Genomic DNA, 24,501 nt, shown 5'->3' with positions numbered 1-24,501 from the left:
AATATCCCCTATTCGATGTCAGACGGGGTATTTATAAAAAAGATTCAACAAACAAAAAAGTAACAATTATTCACAATGTAACTATCCCAAGTTGTTGATAGTTTTAACGATTGCGATTGCAAAAGCAACAGATAGCACGGTGTTTGCTCATCAAGCGAACACAATTAATACAGACTTGTTTTGCGTGACAAAAAAATAGATATTCTCACCCCCTTAATTATTTAGCGAGTTATCTGACCATGAAATATTATTTATGCCTGGATAATAAACAGCGAAATGATTTTGCAATTATTTAGCCAGGATAATGAAACGAGAATAGAAAGAAGCCGGATGATATTGACGATCATCCGGCATTATTGACTTACGAAACTAACATCCCGGTAAACACATACGCCTGCAACAGGGTGATAATGCCGATAACGCTGGCAAAAATCAGACTGTGCTTCACGGTGTAGCGGAACAGTTCAGATTCTCGGCCCACCATGCCCGTCGCGGCGCAGGCCACGGCGATAGATTGTGGGGAGATCATCTTGCCAGTTACGCCGCCGCTGGTATTTGCTGCCACCAGCAGAGTGTCAGAGACGTTGATTTGCTGCGCCGTGGTTGATTGCAGTGAACCAAACAGGGCGTTAGAGGAAGTGTCCGAGCCGGTAAGGAATACCCCCAGCCAGCCGAGGAATGGCGAAAAGAACGGGAACATCACACCAGTACCCGCCAGTACCAGCGCCAGCGTGGTGGACATACCGGAATAGTTGGTCACGAAGGCAAATGCCAGCACCATGCCAATCGACAATATCGGCCACTTCAGGCTAATTAGCGTTTCGGCAAAGACACCAATACCTTTCTTGATCCCCACGCCGAGGATGAAGATAGAGATAATCGCTGCAATGAAAATAGCGGTGCCGCCAGCAGAGAGCGGGTCGAATTTAAACACCGCGTCCATTGGCGTCGGCTGGGCGACAATGGGGGCCGCTTTCAAGACTTGTTGATGCAAATGAGGGATCTGGAAATTAATCACCAGCGAATAAAACGCGCCGCCCGGAGCAAATAACGCTTTAAACGGTTTCATGGTCCAGATGGTGACCAGTACCGTTAAGATTAAAAACGGTGACCACGCGCGAATAATTTGCCCCAGACTATATTCTGACGGTACCGGGCCGCCAGAAGACGGTTTATTCACCACCATCGCACCTGCGGATTGCCCCATGCTGATTGCCGTTTCGGTATTTTTCGGTCGCCAGACTTTAAGGAATAAAGAGAGTGAGACGATACTCACCAGCGCCGAAGTAATATCCGGCAGTTCCGGGCCAATATAGTTAGAGGTAAAGAACTGAGTGACAGCGAAGCTTCCCCCTGCAACCAGCGCCGCGGGCCACGTCTCTTTCACCCCTTTCCAGCCGTCCATCATTGCTACCAGCCAGAACGGCACCAGTACCGACAGGAACGGTAACTGACGTCCCGCCATTGCGCCAATGTCGAACGGATCGATTCCCGTTACCTGACCGGCGACCAGAATTGGCACACCCAACGCACCAAACGCCACCGGCGCAGTGTTGGCAATCAGACACAGCCCCGCCGCGTATAGCGGTTTGAAGCCCAAGCCCACCAGCAGCGCACCGGTAATCGCCACCGGAGCACCAAAGCCAGCCGCCCCTTCCAGCAACGCGCCAAAGGAGAAACCAATCAGTAACACCTGCAAACGCTGATCGTCGGTGATGGAGATAACCGAGCTGCGGATAATATCAAACTGACCGCTGGCAACGGTTAATTTATACAGGAATACAGCCGCGACAATAATCCACGCAATAGGCCATAATCCATAAATAAAGCCATAGCCCGCAGCAGCAAATGCCATATCAATCGGCATTTTAAAGGCGAATATCGCAATCAGGATAGATAATATAAGGGTTATTGCTCCGGCGACATGTCCTTTCAGACGTAATACCGCAAGTGCAACGAAGAAGAATATTATTGGGATCAGGGCAACCAGAGCGGATAGCCCCAGTCCTCCCATCGGCATATACATTTGAGTCCAGGTAACCATATTGTTCAGTCTCTTATTATCTTTATATGCTTGATATGATTAAGGTTGTAATAAGCAAAAGAGGACTGAACTGTAAAATATAGGCGTTATACTTTACAGCAACAGTACGCTGCTAACGCAATTGCTACCTCTGGCATAACAAGTATATCGGGTAAGGGTTTCTGTTCCGCACACGCAGGCGCAGAGTATCGTTAAGATGTCCATATTGTTGTTTTAGGCCCGCTAGTAATGCGCTGCGGGTATTTAATTTTGTTAAACCCTGATAATCGCTCCGGTTATTTCCGGGATAAATGTACTACCGCAGTTACTATAATAGCCCCGACAATAAATCTTGCCGGGGCTTTTTTTTGACGCTATTAATGATTTTCTTTTTCGCGTAAACGCCATGCGTGTAATAACGGTTCGGTATAGCCGTTTGGCTGTTTCACGCCGAGGAAGATCAAATCGCTGGCAGCTTTAAAAGCACACGAGTTAGCGAAATTCCCCGCCATCGGACAATAAGCCGGATCGCCAGCGTTTTGCTGATCAACCACCTTCGCCATGTTCTCTAGCGACGCCTGCACCTGCTCTTTGGTCAGGATGCCGTGGCGTAACCAGTTGGCAATATGCTGGCTGGAGATGCGCAGCGTTGCACGGTCTTCCATCAGCGCCACATTGTGAATATCCGGCACTTTTGAACAACCAATCCCCTGCTCCACCCAGCGCACCACGTAGCCCAGAATCCCCTGCACGTTGTTATCCAGCTCTTGTTGGATCTCTTGCGCCGACCAGTTAGCATTTTCAGCAACCGGAATAGTCAGCAGATCGTCCAGCAGCGGTTCAAATTCAGCATTGAACTCGGTCTGGGCAATGTTGGCTTGCACGCTCTGTACGTTGGTTTGGTGGTAGTGCAACGCATGGAGTGTAGCGGCAGTTGGCGACGGAACCCAGGCCGTGTTTGCCCCGGCACGCAGTTGGTCGCCCTTCTGGCTGTACATGTCTGCCATCAGGTCCGGCATTGCCCACATCCCTTTACCGATTTGCGCTTTACCGCGCAGCCCACAGAACAGACCGGAAAGCACGTTATTGCGCTCGTAGGCTTTGATCCACGGCGTCGATTTCATCTGGTTTTTACGCAGCATCGGGCCCGCTTCCATCACCGAATGCATCTCATCGCCAGTACGGTCGAGGAAACCGGTATTGATGAACGCCACGCGGTTGCGCGCCTGAGCGATACAGCTACGCAAGTTCAGCGAGGTCCGGCGTTCTTCATCCATAATGCCCATTTTCAGGGTATTCGGTGCCATACCGAGCATTGTCTCAACGCGGGTAAACAGTTTGTTGGCGAACGCCACTTCCTGCGGACCGTGCATTTTCGGTTTCACAATATAGACGCTGCCAGTGCGCGAGTTTTTCTGCACTTTTAAATCATAGAGGGCGATCGCGCCAGTCATGACGCCATCAAGAATGCCTTCCGGGATTTCATTGCCTTCGCTGTCCCAAATCACAGGAATGGTCATCAAATGACCCACGTTGCGGATAAACTGCAACGAGCGTCCGTGCAGAGAAATTTCAGAGCCATCGGCGGCGGTGTACTGACGATCGTCATTCAGTTTACGCACGATTTGCCGACCGTTTTTCTCCATTTTCTCTTGCAGAGTCCCCTGCATCAGGCCCAGCAAGTTGCGGTACAGCAGGATTTTATCTTCCGCATCAACCGCCGCGACCGAATCTTCACAGTCGAGAATAGTACTGATGGCGGCTTCAACGATAACGTCGTTGATGTGCGCCGGATCGTCTTTGCCAATCCGCCCGTTGGCATCGATTTGCAGCTCAATATGCAGGCAGTTATTTTTCAGCAAAATGCAGGTCGGCGCAGCGGCATTGCCACGGTAACCGACAAACTGTGCCGGAGTACGTAACGTGGTTTCTTTACCATTTTTCAACTGGATGCGTAATTGTTTGTCGACCACCTTAAACGCCACGACATCCTGATAGCTGCCGTTTTCCAGCGGTAGAGATTCATCGAGGAAATGCCGAACCCAGGCGATAACCTGCTCACCGCGCTGCGGATCGTAGCCGCTGACCATCGCCCCTTCCTGCGGGATGATGTCGCTGCCGTATAACGCATCGTACAGTGAGCCCCAGCGAGCATTCGCCGCGTTCAGCGCGTAGCGGGCGTTCATCGCCGGAACCACTAGCTGTGGCCCCGCCTGACTGGTGATTTCACTGTCGATGCCCGTGGTTTCCACCGTAACGTGGTCAGGCTGCGGCACGAGATAGCCCAGTTCCCGCAGGAAAGATTTATAAGCCGCTTTGTCTTTTACCGGCCCCGGGTTGCTGCGATGCCATTCGTCCAGCGCCGCCTGAATGCGATCGCGTTCTGCCAGTAATTGACGATTTTCTGGCGCCAGATCGTGAACGATCTCATCAAAATTGCGCCAGAACGCCGCAGCGTCCAGCCCTGTTCCCGGTAAAACTTCTTCATCCACAAAACGTTTAAAATTGGCGTCAATGCGTAAACGGCCCTGGGTTATGGTTTGACTCATTGTTTATCTCCTCGTTTTCGCTTATTTCGCCAACACCGCTGCTGCCGCTTTCGCGACCTGCGCATCCTGTGCTCCGGTTAAACCAGAAACGCCCACGGCACCAATAATTTGCCCATCCACAACAACCGGTACGCCACCTTCCAGCGACGTCAGTAACGGCGCAGTCACGAACGCGGTACGTCCGTTGTTCACCATCTCTTCATAGCCCTTAGTTTCACGACGCCCCAGCGCGGCGGTACGCGCTTTCTCCTGGGAGATGTAAGCCGCAATCGGCGCGCAATCGTCCATGCGACTTAACGCCAGCAGATGACCGCCGTCATCGGCAACAGCAATGGAAACAGACCAGTTATTTTTCTGCGCCTCTTCCTGACCTGCGGCAATAATTGCACTCGCCATTTGCTGGCTAAGAATGACTTTAGTTTTCATTTTGTTATTCCTTTTCAAGGGCTTGTTCTACAATTTCAATCCAGTGACGCACAGAGGTACGACCGGCGCTCGCCAGATGCGTCTGGCAACCAATGTTGGCGGTGACGATCATTTCCGGTTTGCCGCTTTCCAGCGCATTCATTTTGTTATCCCGCAGCTGGCGCGCCAGATCGGGATGCGTTAACGCATATGTTCCCGCCGACCCGCAGCACAGATGGCTGTCGGGAACGTCGGTTAAGGTAAATCCAAGACGAAGTAACACTTTTTCCACTTCGCCATTGAGCTTTTGCGCATGTTGCAGGGTACACGGGCAGTGGAAGGCCAGTTTTTTATCGCCGCGAATTGCCAGTTTTTCCAGCGGTTCCTCGCGCAGAAGTTCGACTAAATCGACCGCCAGCTCACTGACCTGACGCGCTTTATCGGCATACAGCGCATCGTTTTTCAGCATCTGCCCGTACTCTTTGACAAACGCACCGCAGCCGCTGGCAGTCTGCAAAATTGCCTCGGCACCTGCTTCAATCGCGGGCCACCAGGCATCAATATTATTTCGCGCCCGTGCCAGCCCTTTCTCCTGCGCATTAAGATGATAGTCCACCGCGCCACAACAGCCTGCTTCGTTAGCTGGCATGACGCTGATCCCCAAACGATCCAGCACTCGCGCAGTTGCCGCGTTGGTGTTGGGCGAAAGCGTAGGCTGGGCGCAGCCTTCCAGCATTAAAACCCGACGCTTATGGCGCAGCGGTGGACGCGGTTTAGCTTTCACCATTTCGGCGGGCAATTTTGCTCTTATCTGTTCTGGCAAAAACGGTCGCAGCACCAGACCTACCTGCGTCAATGCGCGGAAGACCGCCGGACGCGGCACTACCTGGCGCAATCCTTCGCGCAGCATTCGCTCCGGCAGTGGGCGTTTCACTTTCTGCTCGACAATATCACGCCCGATATCCAGCAAATTGTGATAGCGCACACCAGAAGGACAGGTGGTTTCACAATTGCGGCAAGTGAGACAGCGATCGAGATGCTCCTGTGTTTTAAGCGTGACTTCGTTGCCTTCCAGCACCTGTTTAATCAGATAGATGCGCCCGCGCGGCCCGTCCAGTTCATCGCCCAATAGCTGATAAGTTGGGCAGGTTGCGGTACAAAATCCGCAGTGAACACAGGCGCGCAGGATGCTGTCGGCTTCCTGCGCCCGCGCGTTCTGCCGCATCTCTTCGGTTAACCGGGTTTGCATAGCCTGCTCCTTAAAGTTCCGCGTACATGCGACCGGGGTTAAACACGCCGCAAGGATCGAGCTGCTGTTTAAGCTGCTGGTGATAGCGGAATAAAGGAGCCGGTAGCGGGGCAAAGCCGCCATCTCCGGCACTAAAACGGGTCGCATGACCGCCAGCGTTGCGGGCGATGCGATGGATTTGATTGTCATCGGCTGTCGATTTCAGCCAGCGTAACGCCCCGCCCCAGTCGATCAGTTGCTCGCCGGGTAAATCCATCATCGGCGCATCGCTGGGTAATGAAATGCGCCATAAGGTACCTGGTAACGAGAAGAACGGCAGTTGTTGTTCACGCAATTGCTGCCAGAACTGACCCGCAACCTCTTCGCCACCCAGCAGTTCACGCGCCGCTTTTACCGATCCTTCACCGCCTTCAAGGCGGATCCACAACGCGTTGTCGAAGTAACATAAGCCACTAATGGGTAGCGGCTGGAGTTGCCACTGGGCGATTTCGTCCATGGCTTCTTGCAGGCTGATTTCCCGACGCAGGCTCAGGGAGGCGCGCGGTCGCGGTAACACTTTCATCGAGATTTCAGTGAGCACGCCAAGACAACCGTAGCTTCCGGCCATTAATCGCGAGAGATCGTATCCGGCAACGTTTTTCATCACTTCGCCACCAAAACGCAGATGTTTTCCAGTGCCGGTAATGATGCGCGTGCCGAGGACAAAATCGCGGACCGAACCGCTCCACGGGCGACGCGGCCCCGCCAGCCCGCAGGCGACCATCCCGCCCCAGGTGGCTTCTTCACCATAATGCGGCGGCTCGCAGGGGAGCATTTGCCCGGCGCTCTCCAGTGCCGCTTCAATCGCCACCAGCGGCGTTCCGGCACGCGCGGTTATCACCAGCTCGGTCGGGTCGTAATTAACAATGCCGCGATGACAACGCACATCCAGCGTTTGCCCGGTTACAGGACGACCTAAAAAAGGCTTTGCTATTGCTGCCCTGAATCACCAGCGGCGTTTTATCGCTAATCGCCTGATTCACCTGCTCCAGCAGCGCCTGGCTGTAATCACACTCGCGTAGCATCAGAAACGCTCCAGTTCAGGGAAAGGTAAATGACCGTGATGCACATGCATGGCACCAAATTCAGCACAGCGGTGTAGCGTGGGAATGTTTTTTCCTGGGTTCAGCAAACCATCGGGATCAAACGCCGCCTTTACCGCATGAAAAGTAGTGATTTCATCACTGTTGAACTGGGCGCACATTTGATTGATTTTTTCGCGCCCGATGCCATGTTCCCCACTGATGCTGCCGCCCACTTCAACGCAGAGTTCGAGGATCTTCCCGCCCAGCTCTTCCGCGCGGGCAAATTCACCGGGCTCGTTGGCATCGAAAAGGATTAACGGGTGCATGTTGCCATCTCCGGCATGAAAGACGTTGGCAACACGTAAATCATATTGCTGCGATAAACGGGCAATGCCTTCCAGTACGCCAGGCAGGGCGCGACGCGGGATGGTGCCATCCATGCAGTAGTAATCCGGGGAGATGCGCCCCACCGCCGGAAAGGCGTTCTTGCGGCCAGCCCAGAAACGTACGCGCTCTGCTTCGTCCTGTGCCAGACGGACGTCAGTCGCGCCCGCTTTCAACAAGATGTCGTTAACCCGCTCGCAGTCTTCCTGTACATCAGACTCCACGCCGTCCAGCTCGCATAACAAAATCGCTTCGGCGTCGACGGGATAACCGGCATGAATAAAATCTTCCGCCGCGCGGATCGACAGGTTATCCATCATCTCCAGCCCGCCGGGGATAATGCCATTAGCGATGATGTCACCAACCGCAAGTCCGGCTTTTTCTACCGAGTCAAAGCTGGCTAACAACACGCGCGCCACGGGCGGCTTCGGCAGCAGTTTTACCGTCACTTCGGTGGTCACGCCGAGCATGCCTTCCGATCCGGTGAACAGCGCCAGCAGGTCAAAACCAGGCGAATCCAGCGCGTCCGATCCCAACGTCAACGCCTCGCCGTCCAGCGTTTGCACTTCAATTTTCAGCAGGTTATGTACGGTCAGACCATATTTCAGGCAGTGGACGCCACCGGCATTTTCCGCCACGTTGCCGCCAATCGAACAGGCGATTTGTGAGGAAGGATCTGGCGCGTAATAGAGATTATGCGGCGCAACGGCCTGGGAGATCGCCAGGTTACGCACGCCCGGCTGCACGCGTGCACGGCGCCCAACGGGGTTAATGTCGAGGATCTCTTTAAAGCGCGCCATCACCAACAACACACCTTTTTCCAGCGGTAGCGCGCCACCAGAAAGCCCGGTGCCTGCGCCACGGGTCACCACCGGCACACGCAGGCGGTGGCAGACAGCCAGAATCGCCGTCACCTGTTCCATCTGCTTAGGCAGAACAACCAGTAATGGACGCGTGCGATACGCGCTCAACCCGTCACACTCGTAAGGAATGATCTCCTCATCGGTATGCAGGATCTCCAGTCCAGGGACATGCTCACGCAGTGCCATCAGTACCGATGTGCGGTCGACATCGGGTAAAGCGCCATCAAGACGCTCTTCGTACAAGATGCTCATGAGTAGGGTTCGCTTTGTTGTGTTGTGTGGCAGCTGATTTCTGCGCGCTGCTTCTGTGAACAGTTATTAAGCGGGCTTTTCGTTTTCGTCTATCTCTTTAGCTACCGGTCAGACCATTTTTTTTTCCAGCTCTGTGACCTTGCCTTGGTTAACTTAATGTTAAATTGATGTAACATAATCACTTACGTGATGTGCGTGTTTTGCGAGTTAAGAACAGAAAAATTGGTCCTACCTGTGCACGAGGTCCGGGAATGAAAGATGAACGTCGCCCTATTTGCGAAGTAGTTGCTGAAAGTATCGAACGGTTAATTATCGACGGCGTGCTGAAGGTCGGGCAGCCGCTTCCTTCAGAACGTCGACTGTGTGAAAAGCTCGGCTTCTCACGCTCCGCACTGCGTGAAGGGCTGACCGTGCTGCGCGGGCGCGGGATTATTGAAACAGCGCAGGGTCGCGATTCGCGTGTCGCACGGCTTAATCGGGTGCAGGACACCAGCCCGCTAATTCATCTGTTCAGCACGCAGCCGCGAACGCTGTACGATCTGCTTGATGTTCGCGCATTGCTGGAAGGCGAATCGGCAAGGTTGGCGGCTACGCTGGGAACCCAGGCTGATTTTGTTTTGATAACCCGCTGTTATGAAAAAATGCTCGCCGCCAGTGAGCACAACAAAGAGCTTTCGCTGATCGAACATGCACAGCTGGATCACGCTTTCCATCTCGCCATTTGTCAGGCTTCCCACAATCAGGTGCTGGTGTTTACGCTGCAATCATTGACCGATCTGATGTTTAATTCGGTGTTTGCCAGCGTGAATAATCTCTACCATCGGCCACAGCAAAAAAAGCAGATCGATCGCCAGCATGCGCGGATCTATAACGCGGTGTTGCAGCGACTCCCGCATGTCGCCCAGCGCGCCGCCCGCGATCATGTGCGGACCGTGAAAAAGAATCTCCACGATATTGAGCTGGAAGGCCACCACTTGATTCGTTCGGCGGTGCCGCAGGAGATGAACAAAGGGGGGATGTGAGCAGCGTTTTCCCCCTATCCCCGAGGCGAGGGGGCTGTCTTGTGCGCTTAATGGGATCTGGAGTTAAATCTGCTTTTCATACAAGCGATAACGCTTGTACGGCTCCGCCCCAATGCGTTCCAGCATGTTATTCATGCCTGTATTGGTTTCGAGGATCCATGACATTTCCAGCGCATCGATCTTCCGGCGGGCAAACGGATCATGTAAGGCTTCAATCAATAACAGAGCAATCACCGGGCCGATGCGGCTGAACTGATACTCGTCCCGCACGCCCATCAGCGGCACTCGCGCGGTCCGCACACCGCTGACTTTCAAGCGCCACAGTAATTTTGCCCAGCCTAGAGGAAAGAGCGATCCGTTCAGATCGGCAATCGCCTCGTTGATGTTCGGTAAGCCGACAATAAACGCGCAGGGTGCAGAATCAATCTCGGCGATGTAGATCATATCGTCCGGCACCAGATACTTAAGTTGATCGCCCATGGTCGCAAATTCATGTTCGGTAAACGGCACAAATCCCCAGTTGTGCTGCCAGCCGGAGTTGAAAATCTCACGCAGGATCTGCATCTCTTCGGCAAACCGCTGACGATTAATACAGCGAATGGTCACCTTGTTGCGCACCTGATCCATCAGTTTTTTTAGCGCCGGAGAGAAAGTGAGATCGGTTCGCTGCATCCACCACGCCAGTAAATCAATGCCTTTGTGATAACCCAAGTGTTCGATATGCGCGGCATACCACGGTTTACCGTGCGGCATCATCGCGCATGGCGGTGTATCGAAACCTTCAATCAGTAATCCGCTTTCCTGATTGATATTCAGGCTAAAAGGTCCGCTGATCTTGCTTGCACCTTGTGACTTCAGCCATGCTTCCGCTGCGCCAAACAACGCGGCAAAAACCTGCGAATCATCAATGGCGTCAATCATGCCGAAATGACCGGTATCTTCGCCGTAACGCTCGCGGTGTAAGGTATCGATTTGCGCGGTAATGCGCCCTACTACCTGCCCTTCTTTTTTCGCCACCCATGCCTGCCAGATGATATGGTCCGTCCCCGGATTCTTCGCTGACAGATGCTCGCTGCGTTCAATGAATAAAGGAGGGATCCAGTTCGGATCATCGGGATAAAGTGACGACGGAAAAGCGATAAATGCTTTTAAGTCGTTTTTATTTATTACTTTTTCAATTTTAATCATCAGCAGATCGCATTCCATATCTTAGTGGATAACAAATAATTAATGCTGAAAATAAACAGCAACGGACGGCACCTTAAAAATCCATTCGGTGAATGCAAAGAAAAATAAAATAATATTTATGAATAATTACGATAAACCAGAGCTACCGTTAGCCGATCAACATGACTATTGTGGACTTAATGCGACCCGCCAGAGCATTATCTTAATATATTCATAAATTAAATATTATTCACAATAAACAGAGTTAAGATTTAAAGCATTATTTAAATCAATGTTCAATATCACACCAATGAAAATACTATCTCATTTATCTTTTATGCATATATAATCCACCGCATTATTGTCACTTTATTTTTGATATCCAATTTTTTCGTGGTGTATATGTCCAATAAAATTTTTACGCATTCCCTGCCTATGCGCTATGCCGATTTTCCAACGCTTGTTGATGCTTTGGACTATGCCGCGCTGGGAAGCGCCGGAATGAGTTTTTATGACAGGCGTTGCCAACTTGAAGAAAAATTGGAATATCAGACACTAAACGTGCGCGCCGAAACAGGAGCAAAGCGGCTGCTATCGCTGAACCTGAAAAAAGGCGATCGCGTGGCGCTGATTGCCGAAACCAGCAGCGGGTTTGTCGAGGCATTTTTTGCCTGCCAGTATGCTGGATTAGTTGCCGTACCATTGGCGATTCCAATGGGCGTCGGTCAGCGTGATTCCTGGAGCACCAAACTGCAAGGTTTACTGGCAAGCTGCCAACCAGCCGCGATAATCACTGGCGATGAATGGTTGCCGCTGGTCAATGCCGCGACGCATGACAACCCCAAATTACATGTTTTAAGCCACGCCTGGTTTAAGGCATTACCAGAAGCCGATGTTGCACTCCAGCGTCCAGTTCCAGACGATATCGCCTACCTCCAGTACACCTCCGGCAGCACCCGTTTTCCCCGTGGCGTTATCATCACTCACCGCGAAGTGATGGCTAATCTACGCGCCATAAGCCACGATGGCATTAAATTACGCCCCGGCGACCGCTGCGTCTCCTGGCTGCCTTTCTACCATGATATGGGGCTGGTCGGTTTTCTCCTGACACCTGTCGCTACGCAGCTTTCGGTGGATTATTTACGTACCCAGGATTTCGCCATGCGCCCACTGCAATGGCTTAAATTGATCAGTAAAAATCGTGGCACCGTTTCCGTTGCGCCGCCGTTTGGCTATGAATTGTGCCAGCGCCGCGTGAATGAAAAAGATCTCGCTGAACTGGATCTTTCCTGCTGGCGCGTTGCGGGTATTGGCGCAGAACCCATCTCAGCAGAACAGCTCCATCAGTTCGCTGAATGTTTCCGTCAGGTTAACTTTGACGATAAAACCTTTATGCCCTGCTACGGACTGGCAGAGAACGCGCTGGCCGTCAGCTTCTCCGATGAAGCCTCCGGGGTTGTGGTTAACGAAGTGGATCGCGACATCCTTGAATATCAGGGTAAAGCCGTCGCACCGGGTGCTGAGACACGCGCCGTATCGACTTTCGTCAACTGCGGTAAAACGTTGCCGGAACATGGCATTGAAATTCGTAATGAAGCGGGTCTGCCAGTAGCCGAACGCGTAGTGGGCCATATTTGTATTTCTGGTCCCAGCCTGATGAGCGGCTATTTTGGCGACCAGACTTCGCAGGACGATATCGCGGCGACGGGCTGGTTAGATACCGGCGACCTCGGTTATCTGCTGGACGGTTACCTTTATGTCACTGGGCGTATTAAAGATCTGATTATTATTCGTGGCCGCAATATCTGGCCGCAGGATATTGAATACATTGCGGAACAGGAACCAGAAATTCATTCTGGCGATGCCATTGCTTTTGTTACCGCCCAGGAAAAAATCATTTTGCAGATCCAGTGCCGGATCAGCGACGAAAATCGTCGCGCCCAGCTAATCCATTCTCTGGCGGCACGGATACAAAGCGAATTTGGCGTTTCGGCGGCTATCGACTTGTTACCACCACACAGTATTCCGCGCACATCTTCCGGTAAACCTGCCCGCGCAGAAGCGAAAAAACGTTATCAGAAAGCCTATGCCGCCAATCTTCATGTGCAGGAATCCCTCGCAGGTTTTGCGCAATGAATCAAACGGTCGCGGTGACGGGCGCTACCGGGTTTATCGGTAAATATATTATCGATAATCTGCTCGCCCGCGGCTTTCACGTCCGCGCATTGACGCGTACTTCCCGTGCTCACCATAACGATAACGTTACCTGGGTGCGCGGTTCGCTGGAAGATACGCATTCACTTAGCGAGCTGGTTGCTGGTGCCGGTGCTGTGGTCCATTGCGCCGGGCAAGTACGCGGACACAAAGAGGATGTCTTTACTCGCTGTAACGTTGACGGCAGCTTGCGCCTGATGCAGGCGGCAAAAGAGAGCGGTTTTTGCCAACGTTTTCTGTTTATCTCTTCGCTGGCGGCGCGCCATCCCGAACTCTCCTGGTACGCGAAATCCAAACACGTCGCCGAACAACGACTGGCAGCAATGGCGGACGAAATTACGCTGGGCATTTTTCGCCCAACAGCCGTGTATGGTCCCGGCGATAAAGAGTTAAAACCACTGTTTGACTGGATGCTGCGTGGCCTGCTGCCACGGCTGGGCGCACCAGATACACAACTCTCTTTCCTGCACGTCACCGATTTCGCGCAAGCCGTGGGTCAGTGGTTAAGCACCGATTCCGTACAGACGCAAACGTATGAATTATGTGATGGTGTCGCCGGTGGATATGACTGGCAGCACGTGCAACAACTGGCCGCCGCCGCCCGTCAAGGAGCTGTACGGATGGTCGGCGTTCCTCTGCCGTTGCTCACCTGCCTTGCAGATGTCAGTACCGCGTTGAGTCGCCTGGCAGGTAAAGAACCCATGCTGACCCGCTCAAAATTGGGTGAATTAACTCATGTTGACTGGTCGGCAAGTAATAACCGTATTTCTGAAGATATTAATTGGTTTCCCGGGATTAGCCTGGAACACGCATTACGCAACGGGCTATTTTGATTGTCTTGTTTAAAGGTGTGTTAACGTTTCTATGGTAAATCGTGAAATAGTAATGGATTACATCCTTTCCTGTTTACAGGATTTGGTCGAAAACGGTGTGGAAATTAAGCCTGACAGCGATCTCGTCAACGATCTCGGCCTGGAGTCGATTAAAGTGATGGATCTCTTAATGATGCTGGAAGACAGATTTGATATTTCCATTCCTATTAATATTCTGCTGGATGTCAAAACCCCTGCGCAATTAATGGAAACACTACTTCCATGGCTGGAGAATAAATAATGGGGCTATACGATAAATATGCGCGCCTTGCGGGCGAGCGACTGCAATTTAGCGATAACGGGTTAACGCCGTTTGGCACCTGTATTGATGAAGTGTATTCCGCCACCGAAGGGTGTATCGGCAATAAAAAAGTGATCCTGGCCGGGACCAATAATTATCTCGGTTTAACCTTCAATCATGATGCCATCGCCGATGGTCAAGCAGCGTTAGCGACGCAAGGCACCGGCACCACCGGCTCACGTATGGCGAATGGCAGTTATGCGCCGCACCTGGCGTTAGAGAAAGAGATTGCCGAGTTTTTCAATCGCCCTACCGCTATCGTTTTTTCAACCGGTTATACCGCTAATTTAGGTGTCATCAGCGCACTCGCCGACCATAACGCCGTGGTGTTGTTGGATGCCGACAGCCACGCCAGTATTTATGACGCCTGTTCTCTCGGCGGCGCGGAGATTATTCGTTTCCGCCATAATGACGCCAACGATCTGGAACGTCGCATGGTTCGCCTCGGTGAACGGGCAAAAGAGGCGATTATCATCGTTGAAGGTATCTACAGTATGCTCGGTGACGTTGCGCCGCTGGCGGAAATTGTTGATATCAAACGTCGTCTCGGCGGATATTTAATTGTCGATGAAGCTCACTCGTTCGGCGTGTTAGGCGCAACGGGGCGCGGATTGGTTGAAGCCGTTGGCGTTGAAGATGATGTGGATATTATCGTTGGCACCTTCAGTAAAAGCCTGGCTTCTATTGGTGGTTTTGCCGTGGGTTCGGAAGCGATGGAAGTGCTGCGCTACGGCAGCCGTCCGTATATTTTTACCGCCTCTCCTTCTCCTTCCTGCATTGCGACCGTGCGCTCGTCGTTAAGAACCATTGCCACACAACCAGAGCTGCGGCAAAAGCTGATGGATAACGCCAACCATCTGTATGACGGGCTGCAAAAATTGGGTTACGAGTTAAGCTCACATATTAGCCCGGTAGTGCCGGTAATAATCGGTTCGAAAGAGGAAGGTTTACGCATCTGGCGTGAGCTTATTTCGCTGGGCGTGTATGTGAATCTTATCCTGCCACCTGCCGCGCCGGCGGGCATGACGCTGCTGCGCTGTAGCGTAAACGCTGCCCACAGTCGTGAGCAAATCGATGCCATCATTCAGGCATTTGCTACTCTGAAGCAGTAACGTGAGCCCGCCGTGGTGTTGCGCCACGGCGGGTTTAATGTTGACTGTCATACCAATACACCAGGCTCAACGCCACCAGCACAAACGCTATCGGTAAACCGAGCGCGGTAACGGGTGCGCTCAACGCAAATAGCAATCCCAGATTGACCATGATTTGATAGCTGATCCAGGTGAGTAAGCCAACGATGACGCCTACAGCGAGACGGCTACCCATCCCTGGCGAGCGCGGAGCGCTAAAGGTAAACGGTACAGCCAGCAAAATCATCGCCAGGGTTAAGATCGGTTGCCCCAGTTTTTCCCACAGTGCAAGGCGGTATTCGCTGCTGGGTTGCCCGGTTTCCTGCAAATAATGGATGTAATGATTAAGCTGACGGACAGAAAAAGTATTCCCCGGCATCGATAACTCTTCAAGATTCATACTGGTGAAGGCCGATTGCCAGGCAAGATTATCTAATGTTTCCAGCGTTTCTTTGCCATTCAGCCATTTTTTATGATTCACACCATGCAGGATCCACGTTTTGTCGTCTTCAATGGTGGCACTGCGTGCATAAATGTAGGATTCGAGCGAGAGATCGTCGCGGTAATGAAATATCTCCACGCCCACCGGCTGGCCCTGCTCGTTTAGCGATTTTACCGTCACAAATTCATTACCGCGCCTGGCCCACAGCATATTGCCGGTAATGTCATCGTCCCTCCCCCAACGCGGTGGCAGTCGATTTGATTTGCAGCGCCTGTTGCTGCAATGGTGACGCCACCCACTCATCTATCGCGCCTAACGAAACAGTCCACGATATCCCGGCAACCAGCGCCACCAGTGCAATACGGAAGATAGAAAACCCCGTGCTGCGAATGGCGGTAAGCTCACTGTTTTTCGATAACTGCCCCAGGCCAACAATACCACCCAATAAGGCGATAAACGGCGAAAGTTCGACCAGTGTGCGCGGTAAGGTCATCAGCACCACCAGCACCGCCTGAGTCCAGCGATAACCGCCCGGACTGACATCATCCAGTTCGTTAATCAGGTTGAAGGTGGTAAAAAGCGGCAGCAATAGCCCTGCGGCGGCGGCAAAACCGAGAAAGAGGTAACGGATTAAATAGCGACTGAAAACATTCATCGGGAAAATTTCTGCAGCAAGGAGAAGTCGCGTGCGACCAGCATCAACAGGCCCATTAGCATGAGTCCGGGCACTAACCACAAACCAGGAATGAGGGGAATAGCGCCGTTAGCCACCAGCGTACGGCAGACGTCGCCGCCATAAAAAATGGCAACAAACAGCAACGTCAGTGGCAGTAACGTTGAAAATCGCCCTTGCCGCGGTTTTACCCGACTTAAAGAGATAGCCAGCAGAGCCATTAACAACGCTGTCAGGCCACGGCTTTGTCGCCATTGCAGTTCGGCATGATCGGCAGGAAATACAGAGCGCGCCAGTTCCGCGACCGATTTCGCTTTACGTTTGACGTTGGCACTTTGATCCAGTGGATTGAGATGTAATTGCAGATTACGGTAGATCTGTTCGTTGTCGTCACTGCCCTGATGATCGAGTATATAAGCCGTGCCGGTATGCAACATAACGGTTGGCTTCTCCGGAGAGGGGTCAACAACATCAAGCGAACGGGCACGGAAAATGCGGGTTCGGTTGGCGGTAGAGGTGTAAATCAGCGCGTCAGTCAGGCGATTATTGTCTTGATCAACCGTCTGCGAAAGGATCATTCGTCCGTTATCGTTAGTGTTAAATTTCTTTGCCCGCAACTGGCGAACATCCAGCTCCGACTGCGACTGTTGTTCCAGTTGATAAATCTGCGCATAAGCCCAGGGCCGACCATACATCGACAACAGCGTGACAAAAATGCTTAATGGAATTGCCAGATACAGAACGGCTTTATACAAACGTGTGGGACTGGCGCCCGCCGCAGAGATAGCGGTAATTTCCGAGTCGGTATACATCTGCCCTAGCGTCACGCCAACTGACACATACAGGCCCACTGGAAGTAACATTTCAAGCGCTATCAGCACTTTGTAGAAAACAACATTAAGTACCACATCAAGCGCTAAAGTCCCATTGGCTGCTTCGGTCAGGTAACGCTGTGCAGAGTAACTGGCGAAGATAAAGATCAAAAAACCAACGATAATCAGCACCAGACGGCGTGTACCACGCATGATGTAGTGTTCAACCAGCTTCATCTCACTAACGCCCTCAATCCTTTGAGTTTTTTATTCATTGATCAGCTTCTGCGCCAACGCAATGACCTGATCAACCTCTTCTGGCGTCAGGCTGCCGTCCTTTGCCCACTGAATTTTCCCGGCTTTATTCAGCACCAGAATGGTTGAACTCTGCTCCGGTAGTTGCCAGGCAACGCGCCCCAGACCGCTGCCGTCGATTACGAATTGCGCCCACGGATAACGACGTTTATTTTTTTCAATTTTACCTGTCACAAAATAGCCAGTGCCAAAGATGGCATCATCGGTGTTCACAATGGTGGTGGGCTGAAAACGATCCTGAGGAAAGCTTGCTGTTTCTACTGCTTTGATTAACAGAGAGTTCTTCTTCTTCGCTGACTTTCGCCCGGCGATATACTGAATAATGCGGACTTTTCCTTTCAGTTGCGTGCTGTTCCACTTTTGATAGTAAATTTCGTCATTTTTGAGCAGTAATTCGCCACCATCCTGAATATAAACAGGTGTGACCGGTTTTCCGATGACGAAATTGTGCGCAGTGGCGCAGAACGAGAAGAGTGAAAATATCAGCGCAGTAATCAGACGAGAGGGCATCATTACTCCGGTTATAGCGGAAAACGCGAAATCAGCAGTTCTAAGCGCTGACGAATATCGCTGTCGAGTGCCACTGGCGCATCATACGATTGGCGATTGTCCAAATCATCCGCCACCATGTCGTCGTGCTTATCCCCCATCAGGCCATTAATGGCCGCCAGGAAGCGGGAAATCTGCAACGCCTCTGTATTTTCGGGATCAAGCGATCTTAGAGTGTCGTAATAAGAAACCTGCTGACTGATGATTTTTCGCACATCATGAAATTCCCTGCCGGTTAGCTGCGGCCTGGCAATAATTTCTTTCAGGATGCGCATTTGCTTCTGCCGATAAGCGATAAAACCATTAACGCTTTCTAGCTGGCTATGGCGTAATGAATAGTTCACCAGCCACCAGACAGGAGAGCTTAAATAAATACGTAACAGGTTGCCGTAATACGACACAATATTTTTCTTACCGTTACGAAAACCATCCTGAAAACGCCCCAGAAAAACGGTCGTTTTGCCAAATAAAAAACCAGCCTGATGCTTCTTTAAATACAGCCGTTGCGCAAAACGCAGATGCTTGTAGCGCGCTCGCATGTATTTATACTGTTTGCGTTCTTCGTCGGTAAGAGAGTCACCTTTAGCCTGCTTCAGAGTCAGGTGGAGCAACGCCTTGCGATTGACGCCGTCCAACCAGAATCTCAGGCATAATGCATAATTATCATGAATAATTTCCGATGAACAACGCAGTGCGATCGTTGGTGGTAAGCTAACTTGAGCGTCAACAACATCATCTTCTTCGACCGCGATAAATAAACGCTCACTGACCTCAAGTGGAAAATATTTTTTCATCATTGGGATTTTTCTCCCACTGCGTTATAGGCCAATAAATGGCGTTGAAAGAACGCCTTCAATGTCGGAATTAACGAGAGCACCACATCAAGACATTGCCCACCGAAGTAAGCAAATGCTGCCCCCAGCACGCCAAACAGATGGCAGAACATGAACAGCAACACGATGTAGCCGATAGAGGCGATGGTTTGCGCCACGAGAAAAGCACGCTGTTTCCCTGCCATTAGCAATAATGACTCCTGTGGGAAACCCAGCATCGAAATAACAATGGCTCCGAGCATCACCTGGATCAGGTCATACGCTTCGAGATACTTAACACCAAACACCAGTGAAATAAGTGGCTTGCCAACGATTAACACGGCCAGCGCCACCAGAATGCCAATCCCACCAGCCAGTAATCCAGACTTCACGCCCAGGAGCCACGGTCGGGTAGTTCGTGGATCTAATCGCATGACTTCAGGGTAAAAACTCTTACCCAACAAACTGGCGGGCGTCCCTGCGGCATCGAAGAATGTCATGGCGATTTTAAATAACCCGGCAGCAGCTGGCCCTAATACGATCCCCACCAGTACCGTGCTACATGAATTACGCGCCGACCAAATGGAATGGGCAATGTTGGTTGACCAGACAAAACTCCATGCGCCTTTGATGTGTCGGGCAGACTCAAACAGATTCAATTTGAAGGCGTTATGGATATTTCTGCGGCGTAATTCGCGCGCGGCAAACCACCAGTACATGGTGCCGCCAACCAGATTCGATGCGTACCACGCGATAACAAAACCCGCAAAACCAAAGTCAAAATACCAGGCTACGACGCTCCCCGCTGCGCGCAGAAAAGGTTTCGTCGCCTGCTGTACAGCAATCAAATCGAAGCGATCTACCGCACGCAGAATGCCGGTCGGCGTGGAGGAAGCCATTGAAGGAATGAGCGTGCAATAGAGCGCCGCCAGCCAAAAACTTTGGTCATCCAGACCTAATGAATGGGAAAGAAAAGGGAGTAAGGCAATGCCGCCGACAATCGCCACCGCGCCGCTGACGATATCCAGCGAGAAGGAAAATGAGACGACATTGCGGAATTGCTGGGGATTATTGTTGGTTAATGCTGGCGTTCCGTACTGCACCACCAACTGCCATGTCTGAAACTTAATAAAATCACTAATCGACTTGGCATAAGACTGTATGACGACAAGTACGCCAAACATCGCTGGTGTCATCCCTTTACCGGCGCACGAAAGCGCCAGTAATCCCAGCAAGGCACTCACGACATTGCTGGAACCTAACCAGGCGCTGTTACGAATAATGGTGCGAAAGGCTCCATCTGCAAACCAATGTTTGATGTTAAAACCTGCCAATTCAGCCTGACCTTATCGTTGAAAAATGAAAAATATCCAGCCTGCCTTAAGTCAAACTTCGGCGGTCAGAAACGATGGCAACCAGAGAAACCGCTTTCAGTGCCTGTTCCAGCACTTCGCTGTAGGGCGCTCTGGAATCAATCTCTAAAATTTTTGTGCCGTTATAGCCAATCTTCGACATGACGCCGATTTTGTCCTGCAATTCGGCATAGTCATGGTCAGGCTTGCGGGAGATGGCAGTATCAATATCAATCCCCAAACGAATAATTAATTCAGGACGGTACTGCGCCATTTGTTGGTATAACTGCCGCTCGCGCTGCGCCAGAAATTGGTTGATTTTCCCGGTCGCGCGCTCGACGCCAATCCCCGGCCCGTCATAATAAAAACCGGAAATTTCCGCCTGCGGAAAGCGATCGCTGACCACCAGAACGCCGCTTTGCGCCAGTCGCTGAACCTTACGAAGGTTCGCCATTCTTCGCAGCGAGAAGCAGTACATAATCACCGCCGCCCAGAGCGCCGGAGAGCGAGTTTTCATGCTTTGGGTTTTCGAGGATTTTGCCGCCAGTCGCCGCTCCAGCCAGACACCAACCAACGGTAATCGTTTGATTTTGTCGCCGTCTTCGCCCGAGAGCAGCCCCAGATAGCGCCGCTCGGTTTGCCAGTGCTGTTGCAATGATTTCACCAGATCGGTGGTCAGCGTGGATTTGCCGGTGCCATCGCACCCGACCACCGCAATTAGCCCCGGAATGTAGCTGGGCTGCGGCGCGGTAGTGCTGTTAACAGCTTGCGTTTGTAGTGCATCCATTCTTTAAATCATCCCCTATCCATTTTGGTGATCAGGAAAGTGCGGCGTGAATTGCACGTAGTGACGCTTGCAGGATTTCATCGGCTGGTTGCCGACCATCCAGTTCAAGGATCCTGGCGCCGTTGAAAGTCAGTTGCGGCGTAACGGCGATTTTTTCCTGTAAAGCCGCCAGTTGATGATCAGGTTTACGCGAAAACGCGGTTTGTTCATCAATGCCAAGACGAATCAACAATACGGGCAAATAAGACGCCATCCATTGGTACAGCTTCAGCTCGCGCTGCCTTAACATTTTTACCCAGCCATTACCGCCTTCAGTTTTAGCCAGTTGTGGGCCATCAAAACGAAAGCCAGGGACTTCAACCTGCGGGTAGCGGTCGGTAATCAACAAAAAGCCATGCTGGCTTTTTCTCAACATTTTTCGAAACTTGTACGCGCGCCAGCAGGAAAGCAAATAGATAACCAGCGCGGTAATATTGCCAGGCGGTGTTGAGGGCTTTTCATGTACATGAGCTGCCTTACCCCGCAGATAACGCCCAAAAGGGGCGCCAATTATAGGGAACTGTGAAATCCATTCGCCAATTCGTCCGGAAGACTGCCCGAGATAAATGTGTTCTGTTGGCATTATTGCTGCCAGTTCATTCACCAGGCTTGCCGTGAGGGTCGATTTACCTGAACCATCACATCCCACAATGGCAATAACACGCACTGGCATGGAATTAATTATTGACATATTACGTTGATTCACGAAAAACCCGGCAGCAAATAATGTATTGAATATTACGTGGTCCGTGCTCAGAATATCCGTTCAACCTTATTGTGACAATGGTTAATTGTGACATTGACCTGAATTACGCTTTCATTAAAACATATTAACCAGATAAATATTTGGGATGGATATTTAAATTTAAGGATATATTCATGCAGTCTATAACACCTCCATTAATAGCCGTTATTGGTAGTGATGGTTCAGGCAAGTCAACGGTTTGTGAACATCTCATTACCGTTGTCGAAAAATATGGTGCCGCAGAAAGAGTTCATTTAGGAAAGCAAGCCGGAAATGTCGGTCGTGCAGTGGTAAAACTACCCTTAATGGGAAAATCGCTTAATAAATCAATTGAACGCAATAAAGTGAAAACAGCGAAAAAATTGCCTGGGCCAGTTCCGGCGCTGGTAATTACAGCGTTTGTCGCCCGCCGCTTACTGCGCTTTCGTCATATGCTTGCCTGTCGTCGTCGCGGGTTAATTGTTTTAACCGACCGTTATCCACAGGACCAGATTCCTGGCGCTTACGATGGTACGGTGTTCCCGCCTAACGTTGAAGGTGGTCGTTTTGTCTCATGGCTGGCAAGTCAGGAACGTAAAGCATTTCACTGGATGGCGAGCCATAAGCCTGATCTAGTCATCAAACTCAATGTCTCCCTGGACGTGGCCTGCGCGCGTAAGCCTGACCACAAAAGGGAATCGCTGGAAAGGAAGATAGCCATAACGCCACAGTTAACCTTTGGAGGCGCACAACTGGTTGATATCGATGCCAATCAACCGCTGGAACAAGTGCTGGTTGATGCGGAAAAAGCGATAATGGATTTCATGACAGCGCGAGGTTATCACTAGTCAGAAGTGATAATGCCCGATCGCAGGACCGGGCATTAACAGGAAGGTTAGATAAGCTGCAATGCAATCCAGTACAGACTACCAGACAGAAAAATTGCCGCCGGTAAGGTAAACACCCACGCCATCAGGATACTGGTTACCGTTTTACGCTGTAACCCACCGCCATCTACCACCATCGTCCCCGCCACCGCAGAAGAGAGTACGTGAGTTGTGGAAACAGGCATCCCAATATAGCTGGCAAGACCGATTGATACCGCCGCCGTCATCTGCGCCGCCATCCCTTGCGCATACGTCATGCCGCGCTTACCAATTTTCTCACCGATGGTCATCGCTACACGGCGCCAGCCAATCATGGTGCCAATACCGAGTGCTAAAGCCACCGCCATGATTATCCACACTGGAGCATATTCAATGGTGCTTAACATATCGCTGCGCAGTTTTTTCAGCAGGCTCTGGTCTTCTTTGCTAACGCCTGGCAGTTTCGCCAGCTTCGCAGAGGTATCAGAGATACAAAGCATAATACGGCGCAGCTGACTGCGTTGACTTACGTTTAACGGCTCGTAGCTTTCCATATTGCCCGGCAGCATCGTTTTAACGCGCGCAATCGCATCAAAGGTATTTGCCGGATGACAGTGAAACTCCGTCGCTTGCGTGCCATCAGTCGATGCCGCAGGCAATGGAGGTTCCATCGCAATTAACTTCTGCGGCAGTTCAGGATGCTGTTGCAGATAGTGTTCGAAGTTAGTCACTGCATCGCGGGTACGGGTAATTTCATAACCAGACGCATTCATATTGACGACGAAACCAGCGGGCGCTATCCCCACCAGCACCAGCATCACCAGGCCGATCCCTTTCTGCCCGTCGTTCGCACCGTGCGAAAACGCCACGCCCGCAGCGGAAACAATCAGCGCAATACGTGTCCAGAATGGCGGCTTACGTTTGCCTTTTTTCTTTTTGCGATCTTCAGGAATTCGGTGAATACGGTCACGCTTTTTCGTCCCGCTCCAGAAACGGCGCAGCAGGAAAATCAGACCACCCGCAATGACCAGGCCGACGATGGGGGAGACAATTAACGAGGAGAAAATCTTGGTCACTTCACGCAGGTTTAACGCATCCATCACCGACGAGCCGGTCAATAGCGCGTTGGTTAAGCCGATGCCGATAATCGCGCCAATCAATGTGTGCGAACTGGAGGCCGGTAAACCAAAGAACCACGTTCCCAGGTTCCAGATAATCGCCGCCAGCAGCATGGAAAAGACCATCGCCAGACCGTGGGTTGACCCCATATTCAGCAACAAATCAGTTGGCAACATATGGACGATGGCATAGGCGACGCTAAGTCCGCCAAGCAATACGCCAAAAAAGTTAAAAAATGCCGCCATCACCACGGCAAGTTGTGGCTGCATGGCACGAGTATAAATAACGGTTGCCACCGCATTCGCCGTGTCATGAAAACCATTGATTGCTTCGTAGAACAACACAAATGCCAGAGCAAGTAATAACAAAAGCCCTGTGTATATATCAAGGCCAACAAATAAATTTAGCATATATTAGATTACGCCATTTTGAATTTACGAACGGACGCATTATCAGTGACTTTAACGGCGCGGGCAAAGTGAAATATCATTTTTTAACGATAAAAAGAGTGTTATT

19 protein-coding genes and 2 pseudogenes are annotated in these 24,501 nt (G+C 51.4%); 6 read left to right on the top strand and 15 right to left on the bottom strand.

Translation table 11 applies throughout. The annotated features are described in order from the left end of the window. Positions 1–361 precede the first annotated feature (361 nt). The 6 genes and pseudogenes from glcA to glcD all read right to left on the bottom strand — a co-directional run bounded on the left by glcA (position 362) and on the right by glcD (position 8,789). Complete coding sequence (gene glcA / locus CRI63_RS13580) at positions 362–2,044, bottom strand: glycolate permease GlcA (RefSeq protein ID WP_000259282.1); 1,683 nt, start codon at positions 2,042–2,044, stop codon at positions 362–364. Positions 2,045–2,400: 356 nt separating this feature from the next. Further along, complete coding sequence (gene glcB / locus CRI63_RS13575) at positions 2,401–4,572, bottom strand: malate synthase G (protein ID WP_135519791.1); 2,172 nt, start codon at positions 4,570–4,572, stop codon at positions 2,401–2,403. A gap of 21 nt (positions 4,573–4,593) precedes the next feature. Beyond that, positions 4,594–4,998: a GlcG family protein gene (locus tag CRI63_RS13570; protein WP_000853256.1), complete on the bottom strand. Its 405-nt coding sequence runs from the start codon at positions 4,996–4,998 to the stop codon at positions 4,594–4,596. A 4-nt stretch (positions 4,999–5,002) separates the two neighbouring features. After that, positions 5,003–6,226 carry a glycolate oxidase subunit GlcF gene (gene glcF / locus CRI63_RS13565; RefSeq protein ID WP_135519789.1) on the bottom strand — a complete coding sequence of 408 codons (1,224 nt, stop codon included), beginning with the start codon at positions 6,224–6,226 and terminating at the stop codon, positions 5,003–5,005. Between the two features lie 10 nt (positions 6,227–6,236). Beyond that, positions 6,237–7,290 (bottom strand): annotated as a pseudogene (gene glcE / locus CRI63_RS13560) (glycolate oxidase subunit GlcE). Next, complete coding sequence (glcD, locus tag CRI63_RS13555) at positions 7,290–8,789, bottom strand: glycolate oxidase subunit GlcD (protein ID WP_000026117.1); 1,500 nt, start codon at positions 8,787–8,789, stop codon at positions 7,290–7,292. Before glcD ends, glcE begins: the two are co-directional and overlap by 1 nt. 251 nt (positions 8,790–9,040) lie before the next feature. On the opposite strand from glcD, the gene glcC reads away from it, so the two are divergent. Next, positions 9,041–9,811: a transcriptional regulator GlcC gene (gene glcC / locus CRI63_RS13550; protein WP_135487255.1), complete on the top strand. Its 771-nt coding sequence runs from the start codon at positions 9,041–9,043 to the stop codon at positions 9,809–9,811. 63 nt (positions 9,812–9,874) lie between these two features. On the opposite strand, the gene yghO is transcribed toward glcC, so the two are convergent. Then, on the bottom strand, positions 9,875–11,017 hold the full coding sequence (yghO, locus tag CRI63_RS13545) for a protein YghO (RefSeq protein ID WP_205713417.1): 1,143 nt from the start codon (positions 11,015–11,017) through the stop codon (positions 9,875–9,877). A gap of 396 nt (positions 11,018–11,413) precedes the next feature. Between yghO and CRI63_RS13540 the strand changes: the two genes are divergently transcribed. From CRI63_RS13540 to CRI63_RS13525, 4 genes are read left to right on the top strand one after another with little or no spacing between them, the layout of a single operon-like run. Next, a complete protein-coding gene (locus CRI63_RS13540; protein WP_240782754.1) occupies positions 11,414–13,114 on the top strand; it encodes a fatty acyl-AMP ligase in 1,701 nt (566 codons plus the stop codon). Next, complete coding sequence (locus tag CRI63_RS13535; protein ID WP_135519783.1) at positions 13,111–14,025, top strand: NAD-dependent epimerase/dehydratase family protein; 915 nt, start codon at positions 13,111–13,113, stop codon at positions 14,023–14,025. Before CRI63_RS13540 ends, CRI63_RS13535 begins: the two co-directional genes overlap by 4 nt. 31 nt (positions 14,026–14,056) lie before the next feature. Then, a complete protein-coding gene (locus CRI63_RS13530) occupies positions 14,057–14,305 on the top strand; it encodes an acyl carrier protein (RefSeq protein WP_000248097.1) in 249 nt (82 codons plus the stop codon). Next, entirely contained in the window at positions 14,305–15,477 is a 1,173-nt protein-coding gene (locus CRI63_RS13525; protein ID WP_135519781.1) for an aminotransferase class I/II-fold pyridoxal phosphate-dependent enzyme, read from the top strand. The genes CRI63_RS13530 and CRI63_RS13525 overlap by 1 nt, the downstream gene beginning before the upstream one ends. Positions 15,478–15,511: 34 nt before the next feature. Here CRI63_RS13525 and lptG read toward each other — a convergent pair. The 7 genes and pseudogenes from lptG to CRI63_RS13490 form a co-directional block, all read right to left on the bottom strand. Beyond that, positions 15,512–16,592: pseudogene (lptG, locus tag CRI63_RS13520) on the bottom strand (LPS export ABC transporter permease LptG). Next, on the bottom strand, positions 16,589–17,659 hold the full coding sequence (gene lptF / locus CRI63_RS13515) for an LPS export ABC transporter permease LptF (RefSeq protein WP_135385482.1): 1,071 nt from the start codon (positions 17,657–17,659) through the stop codon (positions 16,589–16,591). The pseudogene lptG and the gene lptF overlap by 4 nt, the downstream one beginning before the upstream one ends. A gap of 30 nt (positions 17,660–17,689) precedes the next feature. Then, positions 17,690–18,247: a YtfJ family protein gene (locus tag CRI63_RS13510; RefSeq protein WP_135519841.1), complete on the bottom strand. Its 558-nt coding sequence runs from the start codon at positions 18,245–18,247 to the stop codon at positions 17,690–17,692. 11 nt (positions 18,248–18,258) lie between these two features. Further along, positions 18,259–19,083 carry a hypothetical protein gene (locus tag CRI63_RS13505; protein ID WP_130223987.1) on the bottom strand — a complete coding sequence of 275 codons (825 nt, stop codon included), beginning with the start codon at positions 19,081–19,083 and terminating at the stop codon, positions 18,259–18,261. Further along, positions 19,080–20,432: a lipopolysaccharide biosynthesis protein gene (locus CRI63_RS13500; protein ID WP_130218128.1), complete on the bottom strand. Its 1,353-nt coding sequence runs from the start codon at positions 20,430–20,432 to the stop codon at positions 19,080–19,082. Before CRI63_RS13500 ends, CRI63_RS13505 begins: the two co-directional genes overlap by 4 nt. Before the next feature lie 46 nt (positions 20,433–20,478). Beyond that, on the bottom strand, positions 20,479–21,237 hold the full coding sequence (locus CRI63_RS13495) for a hypothetical protein (protein ID WP_130218130.1): 759 nt from the start codon (positions 21,235–21,237) through the stop codon (positions 20,479–20,481). Positions 21,238–21,268: 31 nt separating this feature from the next. Further along, positions 21,269–21,982: a dTMP kinase gene (locus CRI63_RS13490; protein WP_135519779.1), complete on the bottom strand. Its 714-nt coding sequence runs from the start codon at positions 21,980–21,982 to the stop codon at positions 21,269–21,271. Positions 21,983–22,155: 173 nt separating this feature from the next. Here CRI63_RS13490 and CRI63_RS13485 point away from each other — a divergent pair, with 173 nt between their 5' ends. After that, positions 22,156–22,848: a dTMP kinase gene (locus tag CRI63_RS13485; protein WP_135487245.1), complete on the top strand. Its 693-nt coding sequence runs from the start codon at positions 22,156–22,158 to the stop codon at positions 22,846–22,848. A 47-nt stretch (positions 22,849–22,895) separates the two neighbouring features. Here the strand turns inward: CRI63_RS13485 and pitB are convergent, their stop codons facing one another. Beyond that, positions 22,896–24,395 carry an inorganic phosphate transporter PitB gene (gene pitB / locus CRI63_RS13480; protein WP_130218134.1) on the bottom strand — a complete coding sequence of 500 codons (1,500 nt, stop codon included), beginning with the start codon at positions 24,393–24,395 and terminating at the stop codon, positions 22,896–22,898. Between the last annotated feature and the right edge of the window lie 106 nt (positions 24,396–24,501).

The organism is Escherichia sp. E2661 (assembly GCF_004745185.1).
In the GTDB taxonomy this organism is placed as follows: Bacteria; Pseudomonadota; Gammaproteobacteria; order Enterobacterales; family Enterobacteriaceae; genus Escherichia.
Note: the sequence above shows the minus strand (reverse complement) of the source record. Positions and strands in the feature narration are given on the sequence as shown.